Source organism: Streptomyces sp. NPDC007945 (assembly GCF_042958885.1).
Classification (GTDB): domain Bacteria; phylum Actinomycetota; class Actinomycetes; order Streptomycetales; family Streptomycetaceae; genus Streptomyces.
On the sequence record NZ_JBIBJV010000014.1, the window covers coordinates 47,349 to 59,848 of the forward strand.

General features: G+C 73.4%; 13 protein-coding genes. 5 read left to right on the forward strand and 8 right to left on the reverse strand.

Annotated elements, in window-relative coordinates; genetic code table 11:
- Nucleotides 1–63: 63 nt before the first annotated feature.
- From ACFZCF_RS30280 to ACFZCF_RS30295, 4 genes are all read right to left on the reverse strand, one after another.
- Nucleotides 64–1,218 carry an aromatic acid exporter family protein gene (locus ACFZCF_RS30280; RefSeq protein WP_388449675.1) on the reverse strand — a complete coding sequence of 385 codons (1,155 nt, stop codon included), beginning with the start codon at nt 1,216–1,218 and terminating at the stop codon, nt 64–66.
- 179 nt (nt 1,219–1,397) lie between these two features.
- On the reverse strand, nt 1,398–2,930 hold the full coding sequence (locus ACFZCF_RS30285) for an ABC transporter substrate-binding protein (RefSeq protein ID WP_388449674.1): 1,533 nt from the start codon (nt 2,928–2,930) through the stop codon (nt 1,398–1,400).
- A 4-nt stretch (nt 2,931–2,934) separates the two neighbouring features.
- Nucleotides 2,935–4,995, reverse strand: coding sequence for a hypothetical protein (locus ACFZCF_RS30290; protein WP_388449673.1), 2,061 nt, complete (start codon nt 4,993–4,995; stop codon nt 2,935–2,937).
- 137 nt (nt 4,996–5,132) lie between these two features.
- A complete protein-coding gene (locus ACFZCF_RS30295) occupies nt 5,133–5,795 on the reverse strand; it encodes an NAD(P)-binding domain-containing protein (RefSeq protein WP_391290218.1) in 663 nt (220 codons plus the stop codon).
- 79 nt (nt 5,796–5,874) lie between these two features.
- Between ACFZCF_RS30295 and ACFZCF_RS30300 the strand changes: the two genes are divergently transcribed.
- The gene (locus tag ACFZCF_RS30300; protein ID WP_388449671.1) at nt 5,875–6,246 is read left to right on the forward strand and encodes a winged helix-turn-helix transcriptional regulator; all 372 of its coding nucleotides are present in this window, start codon (nt 5,875–5,877) and stop codon (nt 6,244–6,246) included.
- On the opposite strand, the gene ACFZCF_RS30305 is transcribed toward ACFZCF_RS30300, so the two are convergent.
- Nucleotides 6,247–6,858, reverse strand: coding sequence for an NAD(P)H-dependent oxidoreductase (locus ACFZCF_RS30305; protein ID WP_391290220.1), 612 nt, complete (start codon nt 6,856–6,858; stop codon nt 6,247–6,249). It lies immediately after the preceding gene.
- Nucleotides 6,859–7,036: 178 nt separating this feature from the next.
- Between ACFZCF_RS30305 and ACFZCF_RS30310 the strand changes: the two genes are divergently transcribed.
- A complete protein-coding gene (locus ACFZCF_RS30310) occupies nt 7,037–7,969 on the forward strand; it encodes an EamA family transporter (RefSeq protein WP_391290222.1) in 933 nt (310 codons plus the stop codon).
- Here ACFZCF_RS30310 and ACFZCF_RS30315 read toward each other — a convergent pair.
- Both ACFZCF_RS30315 and ACFZCF_RS30320 read right to left on the reverse strand, forming a co-directional pair.
- Complete coding sequence (locus ACFZCF_RS30315) at nt 7,881–8,762, reverse strand: LysR substrate-binding domain-containing protein (RefSeq protein WP_391290224.1); 882 nt, start codon at nt 8,760–8,762, stop codon at nt 7,881–7,883. The genes ACFZCF_RS30310 and ACFZCF_RS30315 overlap by 89 nt on opposite strands.
- A gap of 34 nt (nt 8,763–8,796) precedes the next feature.
- Nucleotides 8,797–9,192: a PLD nuclease N-terminal domain-containing protein gene (locus ACFZCF_RS30320; RefSeq protein WP_388449667.1), complete on the reverse strand. Its 396-nt coding sequence runs from the start codon at nt 9,190–9,192 to the stop codon at nt 8,797–8,799.
- 90 nt (nt 9,193–9,282) lie between these two features.
- Here ACFZCF_RS30320 and ACFZCF_RS30325 point away from each other — a divergent pair, with 90 nt between their 5' ends.
- From ACFZCF_RS30325 to ACFZCF_RS30335, 3 genes are read left to right on the forward strand one after another with little or no spacing between them, the layout of a single operon-like run.
- A complete protein-coding gene (locus ACFZCF_RS30325; protein WP_388449666.1) occupies nt 9,283–10,740 on the forward strand; it encodes a menaquinone biosynthesis decarboxylase in 1,458 nt (485 codons plus the stop codon).
- Nucleotides 10,740–11,642, forward strand: a complete 903-nt coding sequence (gene mqnP / locus ACFZCF_RS30330) for a menaquinone biosynthesis prenyltransferase MqnP (protein ID WP_388449665.1) — start codon at nt 10,740–10,742, stop codon at nt 11,640–11,642. The genes ACFZCF_RS30325 and mqnP overlap by 1 nt, the downstream gene beginning before the upstream one ends.
- Before the next feature lie 10 nt (nt 11,643–11,652).
- A complete protein-coding gene (locus tag ACFZCF_RS30335; RefSeq protein ID WP_388449664.1) occupies nt 11,653–12,336 on the forward strand; it encodes a UbiX family flavin prenyltransferase in 684 nt (227 codons plus the stop codon).
- Here ACFZCF_RS30335 and ACFZCF_RS30340 read toward each other — a convergent pair.
- Nucleotides 12,333–12,458 carry a hypothetical protein gene (locus ACFZCF_RS30340; protein ID WP_267883599.1) on the reverse strand — a complete coding sequence of 42 codons (126 nt, stop codon included), beginning with the start codon at nt 12,456–12,458 and terminating at the stop codon, nt 12,333–12,335. The two genes, ACFZCF_RS30335 and ACFZCF_RS30340, sit on opposite strands and share 4 nt — an antisense overlap.
- Nucleotides 12,459–12,500 lie beyond the last annotated feature (42 nt).

The window sequence follows — 12,500 nt, forward strand, 5'->3', positions numbered from 1 at the left end:
GTCGTTGCGTCGAATGCCTCTCCGCGCGTCCGGTGGTCGTCGGCGCGGTCCCTCCCCGTCCGGTCAGCCGTCGGCGCGGGTGCGGCGCAGGCGCAGGCGGTCGCGGCGGGTGAGGCGGGTGAGGCGGGCGCGCCGCTCGGCGGCCTGCCGGTCCAGCTCCTCCATCAGCCTCCGGCCCCGGTGCTCGGGGTCGAGCTCGTCGAGGATCCGGTCGATCTCGGCGAGCATCGCCCCGTACAGCTGCCAGGAGCCGGGGTCGGCGAGGGCGAGGGCGAGGAGCCGGTCGGCCGCGTCGTCCCGGCAGGCCCTGGCCGCCCGCAGCTCGCCCGCGAGGCGGCTCTCCGCCGCCTCGGCGGCCTCGCTGCCGCGGGCGGTGACGAGGACCGCGAAGCTGACCAGGGAGTCGGCGGTGTACTGGGCGGTCTCCCGGACGGCGAGGGCGACCCGGTCCGGCAGCAGTGCCTCCCCGTCGCGGTGTTTCGCCAGGTCGGTGAGGGTGCGGGCGAGGACCCGCAGGACGACGGCGCTGATCTCCAGGGTGTCGAGGCCGGTGCGGAGCACCACCCGGTGGAGCAGGCCCTCCTTGACGCGGGGGTTGAGCCGCAGGCTGTCCTCGGCGGTGCGCAGGGCCGCGTCGACGTCGGCGACGTCGTTGTCGAGGCGGCGGGCCTCGTGGAGCCGGGCGGCGGCCCGCTCGACGGGCGGCGCGCCGGTGAACTCCTCCGCCACGTCCAGGAGCAGCAGGCGCATGCGCCGGGCGAGGTCCTCGATGGACTCGCCCGCGGTGTCGACCCAGACGGGCGGGGCGAGGAACAGGTTGAAGAGCATGCCGACGACGGCGCCGATGAGGGTCTCCAGGACCCGGTCCCAGGCGGTGTCGGAGACCTGGGTGACGCCGAGGACGAGCATGGCGCTGATCGCGACCTCGGGGATGAACTCCTCGACCCGCACGAGCCGGCCGACGAGCAGCGAGGCCAGGATCACCAGGGCGAGGCTCCACCAGGACAGGCCGACGACGACGCTGAACGCGATGGCGATGAGGACGCCGACGACGACGGAGTTCACCCGCCGGAGGCTGGTGGTGAGGGTGGAGTACAGCGTGACCTGGACGACCAGGAGGGCGGTGAGGGGCGCGGTGAGGGGCACCGGCTCGCTGCTGAGCCGGAGCGCGACGACGTAGCTGAGGGTGGCCGCCGCCGTGGACCGTACGGTCTGCACGACGAAGGGATCCCGGCGGAGCCGTGCCGCCGCGCCGTCCTCCCGGCCCCGTCCCGTTCCGCCGCGCGCCACGTCCCACCTCGTCCCGTCGCCTCGCCCGCCCCGGAGGGGCTCTCTGGACGACCGCTTGCCCGGCCGGCCGCGGACTCATGCGCGGATACGGCCGGGCGGACGCGGGATCACCCCCGCTTCGGGGGGAGGCACGAGGTCGTCGGGGGTTCTCCCTCGGGCCAGGCGGTCTGGACGAAGCGCTGGGTGCCGTCGGGGGCGAGCTCCACGATGGGGACGGCCTTGTTGTACGGGTTGCCGTGGTTGTCGAGGCAGATCCAGCCGCTCGCGCCCTGCACCCGCAGCGAGCCCTTGACCTGCGGCCACTGGGTGCCGACGTCGGCGAGCTCGGGGTAGGGGGCGTTCGCCGGGGTGGCCTGGCGGATGGCGTGGACGGCCGTCGCCATCGCGTCGTAGGCGATGATCGCCTGCCCGTCCCTGAGCGGTATCGGCTTGGGGTCGGCGCGGGCGATGTCGGTCAGGAAGGTCTCGAAGGCGACGACCGAGCCGCCGGTCGTCGGCACCGGCCGGCCCGGGGCGGGCTTCCAGGCGTCGGGGTGGGCGAGCGCGGCGTACCGGACGGTCAGCTTCTTGCCGAGGGCGGCGCGGTTCAGCTTCTCGTCGGCGCCGAGGTACGAGCCCTCGTCGCCGGTCAGGACGGTGAAGGCGCGGTCGGCGCAGCCGCGGGAGCCGAGCGCGTTGATGAACTGGCGCAGCTGGGTGTGGCGGCCGGCGAAGAAGACGGTCTCGGCGCGGGTGTCGCAGATCAGGTGGGTGATCTGGCGGAAGGTGTTGGCGGTGGTGCCCTCCTCGGTGTTGTCCTTCGGCGAGGTGTAGAGCTGCGGCTCGTACGGGGCGCCCTTGAGGGACTCGGCGAAGGCGGTCCGGAGGGTGTCGATGTAGTGGTCGCCGGTGCGGGAGTCCTGGACGAGGATCGCGCGGGCCGCGTCGACCCTGCCGAAGTCGGCGAGGGCCCGCGCCTCGTCGCTGTTGGTGGGGGAGACCCGGGCGAGGCCGGGGAAGCGGTCGCGGCCGGGGCCGTTGGCGAGGTCGTCGGCGGTGATGGTGGTGCCGACGACGGCGATGCCCGCGCCGGTGAGGGCGGTGACCGCCTCGCGCACCTCGGCGGAGGAGGTGGCGACGCCGGAGACGGCGCGGAGCCGGTCCGGGGCGCCGGTCATGGCGACGAGCCGGTCGACGACGGTGCGCCAGTGGGCGTTCTTGTTGCCGGTGTTGGCGAGGACGAGCCGGATCTTGGGGGTCTCGCTGTTGGACTCGTGGTTGGCGCGGTACTGGTAGGCGTACGCGCCCTGGAGTTCGCGGAGGATCTTCTCCCGGGTGCCGGGGTCGGTGGCGGTGATCGGGAGCAGGACGGCGACGGTGGCGTACTCGCCGGCCGCGAGGGTGGCGTTCTCGCGCCCGATGGCTCCGGTGATCGCGGCGAGGGCGGGGACGCCGAAGGAGTGGCCGTCCCCGTTCACGCCGACGCACTCCCCGCTGCCGGAGGGCCGCTCCACGCCTGCGGCGCAGGAACGGTCCTCCGGCTGGAGGATCCGCACCAGGCCCCAGCCGCCGAGGCCGGCGACGAGGGCGGTCGCGAGGAGCACGGTGAGGAGTTTCTGCCGGGGCGTCCAGAAGAAGCGGCGGCGCAACCGGTCGAACATCGCGTCAGACTCCGTCCTCGCGCCCCGGCGGCAGCGACAGCTCCCGCCAGGCGCGGATGTCACGCGGCCAGTGTCCGGCCGCGTCCCACAGTGGACCGCTGCCGGTGAGGTGACGGCCGGAGAGCCGGCGCAGCTCGTACGCGAGCCGGTCGGCGACCTCCTCGTCGGGCAGCGCGAGCGGATCGGTGAGCAGCCATACGGCGTGCAGCAGCCGCCGTACGGAGAGGTGCAGTTCGGCGGCGTCGGGGCCGAGCCCGTCGGGCAGCGCCGGGTCGGCCTCCTGGCCGAGGGCGACGGCCCGGCGCGGGTCGGGGCCGGTGCGGCTCCGCTCGCGCGGGTAGGGGGCGGCGGCCACGAACCGCAGCAGGCCGAGCCAGCCGAGGACGTCGGGGCCGGGGAAGGTGAGCCGGAGGTGGGCGACGGCCTCGGCGGTGTCGCCGAGCGCCAGGTCGTGGTGGAGCCGGTGCGGCCCCGGCTGGGGCCCGTAGTGGCGGCGGAGGGTCTCGTGGACGGCCCGCCAGGCGGAGTACTGCGGAGCGTCGGCGTCCTCGAAGCGGAGCCGGTGCAGCAGCAGGGAGCGCAGCAGCGGGTCGCCGACGAAGTGGCCGGGGTGCTCGGTCCAGTGCTCGGCGCGGAGCCGGTCGCGGACGCGGAGGGCGACGTCGCCGTCGAGGGACTCGGCGGCGAGCCGGGCCTGGGCCAGGCGGCGGGCCGAGTCCTCGTCGTGGGCGGCGGCGAGGACCGCGTACGGCCCCGGTCGGGGCACCGGCAGCAGGGCGTCGAGGAGGGCGGGGGCGACGGGCACGGGCGCCGCGTCCTCCCGGAGCTCCACCGTCCGGTCGAGGAGCGCGCCGGGGGTGAGGCGGGCGCGGTCGGCGGCCGGGGTCTCGCCGGCGGCGCGGGCCAGCAGGTCGACGCCGAGCGGACGGCCGCCGGTGAGCCGGTGGACGGCCCGGGAGAGCGTGGCGGGAGCGGTGCCGACCGGGTCGTGGCGGTCGAAGGCGGCGCGGGTCTGGGTGGGGGTGAGCGGGGTCAGCTCGACGGCGAGGAGGCCGGAGCCGACCCGTCCGGTGCGCGGGCAGGGCGCCTGGTGGGCGGTCTCGGGCAGCCGCAGGCGGGTGGCGTGGCGCAGTGCCTCGTGCTCGCGCAGCCGGGACGCGGCGAGGACGACGGTGTGGTCGCGGCGGCCGTCGGAACGGGCCCGCAGAATCGGTTCGACCAGGGAGCGGCCCACCCGCTCGTGGGCGTTGTCGAGGAGGATCAGGGGCCGGCCGACGCGGCTGCCGCGGCGCAGCCCGGTGTAGGCGCGGAGCAGGTCCTCGGTGAGGGTGAGGACGAGGAAGGCCTCGGCCTCCTCGCGGCGCGGCCCGCCCTGCGCGAAGTCGACGGCGAGCTGCTGGAGTCCGGCGCGGCCCCGCCCGCCCGCGTTGCGGTAGCCGCCGAACCACTCCTCGGGGGCCTTCTTGAAGCGGTTGAAGAACTCCTCGACGACCGTCTCGACGGTGGCCTCGGCGACCAGCCCGGCGAAGGGCGCGCCGGCCTCGGCGGCGGTGCCGGCGAGCTTGGCGAGCACCCGGCCGACCCAGGCGGCGGCGGCCGCGCGCCCGGCGTCGACGGTGGCGAGCAGCGGCCCGAGGCGTAACAGGTCGCGGCGGGCCCGCTCGTCGTCCTCCCGGGTCCAGCCGACCGAGGCGACGGCGACGAGCCCGAGCGCCAGCCGCGGGAACGGTACGGCCCTGACGGCGTCGGTCTTCCGCCCCAGCTGTACGGAGAGCTCCGCCAGCGCGCCCGTCACCGGCGACCAGCCGGCCCCGTGGTCGGCCGGTTCCTCGACGCGGGCGCAGTCGAGGAGGGCGAGCGGGGTGACGTCGCGGTAGCGGTTGCGGACCTCCTTGAGCAGCACGGACTTGCCCATGCCGCGCCCGCCGGTGAAGACGGTGACGGGTGGGTCGTCGCCGTGCTCGAAGGGCACCCGCCCCTGGCCGTACGGTCCGAGCCCGACGAGCCGCGCCGCCAGTCCGCGAGGATCCAGGACCGCCTCGCGGCCGTACAGCTCTCTGTCCACCCGCCACCCCCGTCGCAGTGAACTCCAGGATAACGACGGCGTGTTGGGAACAGGAGGGAACGGGAACGCCTTTTCGGGACTGTTGCCGAAGTGTCGTCGGTCCGTGGCGATCGCGTCGAGCCGCGCCCCGTGCCGGCTCAGGAGGCCCGGTGGTCCGGGTCTCCGGTCGCGTACGCCAGCGGGGGAGCGATCGCCTGGGCGTCCGCGCCCTCCCCGACCCACAGGGCGATGAACAGCGCGGCGGTCGCCTCCAGGAGTCCGGCGCGTTCGAGGCCGCCGCCGGAGACGGGAAGGCAGCCCGCGTCGCGGACCAGCGCGTGCACGCGCGCGAGGGACGCGTCGTCGTCCCCGCAGACCGGAACGGAGAGGGGACGCCCGTCGAAGACGGGCGGGCGCATGCGCCACACGTCCTCGTGGCAGAGGTTGAAGGCCTTGACGACGTGGGCCCCCGGCGCCGCCGCGGCCAGGCGCTCCGCGGCCGAGGGGCCTGCCTCGGTCAGCAGCCGGAAGCCCGGCCCGACCGGGTTGGAGCAGTCGACCAGCGCCTTGCCCTCCAGCGCCGCGCGCAGCTCCCGCACGACCTCCGCTCCCGCCCCGAAGGGCAGCGCGGCCAGTACCACCTCGCCGGACGCGGCCGCCGCCCGAAGGCTCGCCGGCCGCGCGCCGCCTCCGACGCGCCGTGCCAGCCGCTCTGCCTTCTGCGCGTCGCGTCCCCCGATCACCACCTCGTGCCCGGCCCGCACCCAGTGGGTGGCGAGCGCGTCGGCCATGCTGCCCGTGCCCAGTACGCCGATCCTCATCACGCGGTTCCTCTCCGTACCCGACCTGCTTCGTCCGTTCACACCGAAGCTAGAAGGCCGCTCGGGCACCATTCGGTACGTGACCACCGACGCCTTTCTCGCGGACTGCCGGGCCCGCCTGGCCTTCGACCTGCTCTCCCACACCTGGAACGCCGTGGTGCTCTGGGCCCTGCGCGACGGCCCCGGACGGCCCGTCGAACTCCGCGAGCGGATCGGGGGCATCAGCTCCAAGGTCCTCACCGAGACCCTGCGCCGGCTCCAGTTCAACGGGCTGGTCGACCGGCAGGCGTACCCGGGCGCGCCGCCCCGCGTCGAGTACCGGCTCACCCCGCTGGGACGGACCCTGCTGGCGCCCATCGACGCGGTCGGCGCGTGGGGTTTCGAGCACGGGGACGAGGTCATGGCCGCGCAGGAGGCGGCGACCGCTTCCGACGGGCCGGGCCCGGAGTGATCAGGCCGTGGCCTCCTCGTACGCGAACAGGGCCGGCTGCGCCTCGGTCGCGAAGAAGGTCTTCGCGCGGATGAGGGCCTGTTCGTCGGCGCGGACGCGGCCGGGGCGGGAGGCGGTGCCGAGGAGGACGCCGCCGAAGCGCATGCGGAGGTAGGCGGCGGAGTTGTGGAGGGCGGTGGTGAGGCCGTCCGCGACGACGTGGTGTTCGTGGGACAGGGCCGTGACGCCCCACAGGGTGCCGCCCGCCATGCGCTGCTTGAAGTCGGAGTCCGGGAGGTTCAGCCAGCCGGACCAGTAGTCCAGGTAGCGCTTGGTCTGGGCGGAAAGGGTGTACCAGTACAGGGGGGAGACGATGACGACGTCCGTGGCCTCCCGGGTGGCCTGCCACAGGTCCGCCTCGACCTCGCCCATCCGGTGGGCGGCGGTCTCGTGGCGGCCGTCCTGGAAGTCCGGGAGGTCGAGGGCGTTCAGGTCGACCCAGCGCTGCGGGGTGCCGGCGGGCAGGTGGGCGGCGGCCTCACGGGCCAGGATCTCGGAGTTGCCGTCGGCGCGGGAGCTGCCGAGGACGAAGAGGAACGAGCGGTCGGCGGCGGGGGTCGCGTCGGGGGACATGGGTGCTCCTGGTTCGTGGGCGCGCACGGGCGGGGCGGCCGGGGTCTCTACCCCTGCCAACTAGCCGTCGCGCGCGGGCATTCCGCCTGCGCCCATCGAGTTTTCCGATGGGGCCCATCGGAAGGACGCCCCAGCGGACCGTGGACCGGGTCCCACCGCCGTTCGTAGCGTCGACGGCATGAGAAACGAGACCGGGAACGAAGCCAGGGGAACCCTCGAACTGACCCTCGCCATGGTGCTGTCGGGCACCCTCGGCGTCTTCGTCGTGGAGTCGGGTGCCTCGCCCTTCGAGGTGGTGTTCTTCCGGTGCCTCTTCGGCGCGGTCGCCCTCGGCCTGTACAGCCTGGCCCGGGGCCACCTCACCGGGCACGGCTTCACCGCGCGGTCCTTCGGACTCGCCGTCCTCGGCGGCGTGTTCATCGTCTTCAACTGGGTGTTCCTCTTCGAGGCCTACGCCGCCTCGTCCATCTCGCTGGCCACCGTCGTCTACCACACGCAGCCGTTCTTCCTCGTGCTGCTCAGCGCCCTCTTCCTGCGGGAGCGGATCCCCGCCGGGAAGGTGGGGTGGCTCGCCGTCGCCTTCGCCGGGCTGGTCCTCGTCTCCGGCGTGCGCCCGGGGGACACCGCCTCCCTCACGGGGCTCGGGTACGCGCTGGCCGCCGCCGTGCTGTACGCCCTCGCCACCTTCGTGACCAAGCGGATCACCGGCGTACGACCGCATCTCGTCGCCCTCGTGCAGGTGGTGGCCGGCGTGCCGCTGCTGCTGCCGTTCGCCGACTTCGGGGCGGTCGCCGGACTCGGCGCCGGGTGGTGGTGGCTGGCCGGGCTGGGCCTCGTCCACACCGGACTCATGTACGTCCTCATGTACGCCGCCTACGCCAAGCTGCCCACTCCGAAGATCGCCGTGCTCGCCTTCACCTACCCGGCGGTCGCGATGGTCGTCGACTGGGCGGTGTACGGGCACCACATCGGGCTCGTCCAGGCGCTCGGCGTCCCGCTGATCGTCCTCGCCAGCCTGAAGGTCACTCTCGCGCGAGCCGCCGCGCCTGCTCCACGAACAGCCGCACGTGTGCCGGAAGCCGCTTCCCCCGCCGCCACGCGAGCTGCGTGAAGAGGGTGAACGGCGGCTCCCAGCCGAGCGCCACCAGCACCCCGGACGCCAGCTCCTCCTGGACGGTGATCCGGGGCAGCAGGGCGATCCCGAGCCCGGACGCCACCGCCCGCTTGCTCGCCTCGATCGTCCCGAACTCCAGGAACTCCGGCCGCGCCCCGCCCGCACCCGCGAGCTCCGCCTCGAAGAGGTCGCGGTACGCGCAGCCCGGCTCGGTGCCCACCAGCGCGGTGCCCGCGAGATCGGCCGGGGCCAGTCCCGTACGGCCCGCGAGGGCGTGGCCCGGAGCGGCCACCAGGACCAGCGGCTCCGGCGCCAGGACCTCCGTCTCCAGGCCCTCGTGCTCGGTCTCCGCCTCCATGAGGAAACCCAGGTCGTACGTGCCCCGGCGCAGCGCCTGCCGGGCCGCGTCGCCGAGGGTGGGCCGCAGGGACAGCCGGACGGCCGGGTGCCGGTGGTGGACGTACTCCAGGAGCGGCGGGAGCCGGTAGGTGGTGAGCGACTCCATCGTCCCGATGGTGATCGTCCCCGCGGCCTCCCCGGCGGCGACCGCCGCCCGCGCCTCCTCGGCGAGGTCGGCCATGCGACGCGCGTACGGCAGCAGCCGCTCACCGGCCGCGGTCAGCCGGATGCGGCCGCCGAGCCGCTCGAACAGTTCCGTGCCGAGGGCCGTCTCCAACGCCTTGACCTGCGAGGTCACACTGGACTGGGCGTAGCCGAGCTCGGCGGCGGCGCGGGTGAAGGAGAGGACTTCGGCGACCTTCTCGAAGGTCGCGAGGAGGCGCAGCTCCATCAGGCGGGCGTCCCCGGCCGGGAGGGCGCGCGGCTCACGCGTCCTTCTCCCCGTCGCCCTCTTCGCGGCGCCTCAGCTCGTCCTCGCGGCGGCGCAGGTCCGCCTCCCAGTCCTCGAACAGGGCGTCGTCGCGCTCCTTCTTCTCCGCCGCCTTCTCGTCGGAGAGGGACTTCAGGAACTCGGGGTTGTCGTCCGGCGCCACCCAGCCGCCCCTGCCGCCGCGCCCTCCCCGCCCGCCGGCCGCCGTGGTCCGCCGGGCCTTGCCCGCGAAGATCCACACGATCGGGCCGACGAACCAGAACAGCAGGATGATGATCACCCAGACCACCTTCGGCAGGTGCTTGACCTCGTCCTCGGGGGTGTTCAGGCAGTCGATGAAGGCATAGATCGTCAGCGCCAGCGGCAGGATGAACAGCAACGCCCGAAGCATGTGGAGCAGCCCCCTGGAAGAGGTGGCGGGGGCGCGTCGAGTCGGCCCCGGTGACAACTCCAGCGTAGCCGGTGACCGATACTTGCCCGTATGGCTTACGACGATCTCCGCTCGCTGCTCAGGGCCCTGGAGCGTGAAGGCGACCTCAAGCGCATCAAGGCCGAAGTCGACCCGTACCTGGAGGTCGGGGAGATCGTCGACCGGGTGAACAAGGCAGGAGGGCCCGCGCTTCTCTTCGAGAACGTGAAGGGCTCCGCCATGCCGCTCGCGATGAACGTGTTCGGCACGGACCGGCGGCTCCTCAAGGCACTCGGCCTGAAGTCCTACGAGGAGATCAGCGAGAAGATCGGCGGGCTGCTCAAGCCCGAGCTCCCGCACGGTTTCGTCGGCGTCCGGGAGGCCTTCGGCAAGCTGGGCTCGATGGTCCACGTGCCGCCGAAGAAGGTGAAGTCCTCCGACGCGCCCGTGCAGGAGGTCGTCCTGACCGGCGACGACGTCGACCTCGACCGGCTCCCGGCGCTCTTCACCTGGCCCAAGGACGGCGGCTCCTTCTTCAACCTGGGCCTCACCCACACCAAGCACCCCGAGACCGGCGTGCGGAACCTGGGGCTCTACCGGCTCCAGCGCCACGACAAGCGCACCATCGGCATGCACTGGCAGATCCACAAGGACAGCCGGAACCACTACGCGGTCGCCGCCGAGCGCGGTGAGCGGCTGCCGGTCGCGATCGCCTTCGGCTGCCCGCCGGCCGTCACGTACGCCTCCACCGCCCCGCTCCCCGGCGACATCGACGAGTACCTCTTCGCCGGCTTCGTGCAGGGCAAGCGGATCGAGATGGTCGACTGCAAGACCGTGCCGCTCCAGGTCCCGGCGAACGCCGAGGTCGTCATCGAGGGCTGGCTGGAGCCGGGCGAGATGCTGCCGGAGGGCCCCTTCGGCGACCACACCGGCTTCTACACCCCGCAGGAGCCGTTCCCCGCGCTGAAGATCGACTGCGTCACCATGCGGAAGCGCCCGCTGCTCCAGTCGATCGTGGTCGGCCGGCCGCCGACGGAGGACGGCCCGCTGGGCCGGGCGACGGAGCGCTTCTTCCTGCCGCTCCTCAAGATCATCGTGCCGGACATCGTCGACTACCACCTGCCGGAGTCGGGCGGCTTCCACAACTGCGCGATCGTCTCGATCGACAAGAAGTACCCGAAGCACGCGCAGAAGGTCATGCACGCCATCTGGGGCGCCCACATGATGTCGCTGACCAAGCTGATCGTCGTGGTCGACAAGGACTGCGACGTGCACGACCTGCACGAGGTGTCCTGGCGGGCGCTCGGGAACACCGACTACGCCCGCGACCTGACCGTGGTCGAGGGTCCGGTCGACCACCTCGACCACGCCTCCTACCAGCAGTTCTGGGGCGGCAAGGCGGGCATCGACGCCACCAGGAAGCTGCCGGAGGAGGGCTACACCCGGGACGGCGGCTGGCCGGACATGGTGGAGTCGGACCCGGCGACGGCGGCCCTGGTGGACCGCCGCTGGAAGGAGTACGGGCTGTGATGGCGACGGCCGCCGTTCCGGGCGCGCAGCCGGGGCGCACGAAGGCCTTCCTGCGGCTCGTGATGATCGAGCACTCGGTCTTCGCGCTGCCCTTCGCCTACATCGCCTCGCTCACCGCGATGTTCCGGCTCGACCGCACGATCGACTGGTGGACGCTCCTCCTCGTCACCGTCTGCATGGTCGGGCTGCGGACCTTCGCCATGGCCTGCAACCGGATCATCGACCGCGAGATCGACGCGCGCAATCCGCGCACCGCCCAGCGCGAGCTGGTGACGGGCGCGGTGTCGGTGCGGTCCGCGTGGACCGGGGCGGGGATCGCGGTCGTCGTCTTCCTCGGCGCGGCCGCGCTGCTCAACCCGCTCTGCCTGGCGCTCGCGCCGCTGGCCGTCGTCCCGATGGTGGTCTACCCGTACGGCAAGCGGTTCACGAACTTCCCGCACGCGATCCTCGGCCTCGCGCAGGCCATGGGGCCCATCGGCGCCTGGCTCGCGGTGACCGGCGCGTGGTCGTGGGACGCGGTGATCCTCGGTCTCGCGGTGGGCGTCTGGATCGGCGGCTTCGACCTGATCTTCGCCTGCCAGGACGTGCAGGCGGACCGGGCGCACGGCGTGATGTCGGTGCCGGCCCGCTTCGGCGTCCCGGCGGCGCTGTGGGGCGCCCGCGCCTCCGCCGTCGTCACCACGGGGTTGCTGGTCTGGTACGCGCTGGCCACGGACGCGGGCCTGTTCTTCTGGATCGGCCTGGTGATCGTGGTCGCGGCCTTCTGCTACGAGCACTCCATCGTGAAGCCGCACGACCTGTCCCGGCTCAACCGGGCGTTCTTCACGACGAACGGGTTCATCGGCATCAGCCTCTTCGTCTGCGCCCTCCTCGACCTGCTGGTCCGAGGGCTCACCCTCTAGGCTCGGCGCCATGGACGACGGCAAGCGCACCCCGTGGATCGTGGGGGTTTCCGGGGCGTCGGGGACGCCGTACGCGGCTTCCGTGCTGCGGGGGCTGCTCGCGGCGGGGGAGAGCGTCGACCTGATCGTCTCGCGGGCCTCGCGGCTGACGCTGCTCGACGAGACGGGGATCGGTTTCCGGGACGCGCACTGGCGCGAGGACCTGGCGGCGTGGCTGGCCCGGGGCGCGGACGGGAAGCCGGACGCGTACGGCGACGTGGACGTGAGCGACGTGCGGTACTGGGCGGCCGGCGACCTGGCGGCGGGTCCGTCCTCGGGGTCGTACCCGGCGAAGGGGATGCTGATCGTGCCGGCCTCGACCGCCGCGGTGGCGGGAGTGGCGCTGGGTCTGTCGAAGGACCTCTTGCAGCGGGTGGCGAGCGTGACGCTCAAGGAGCGGCGTCCGCTGGTCGTCGCGGTGCGGGAGACCCCGCTGAGCGGTCAGACGCTGAAGCAGATGGTGGCGCTGGACGAGGCGGGCGCCGTGGTGCTGCCCGCCTCTCCGGCGTTCTACGCGGGGGCGACGCACATCCAGGATCTGGTGGACTTCGTCGCCGGGCGGGTGCTCGACGCGGCAGGGGTGCCGCACGGGCTGTACCGCCGGTGGCGGGGGGAACTCGGAGGAGGAGCTCCGGGGGTTCCCCGTGCCGGTTAGCGCTTCTTCGCGGCCTTCTTCGGGGCGCGCTTCGAGGCGGAGGCGGTCTGGTGGGCACGCGAGCGGTTGGCCAGGTCCTGAAGCTCGCGCATACGGGCGTAGGCCATCTCGATCGTGTACACGGTGTTCTCACTCCTGAAAGATCGTCTTTGATCTGTTGAAAG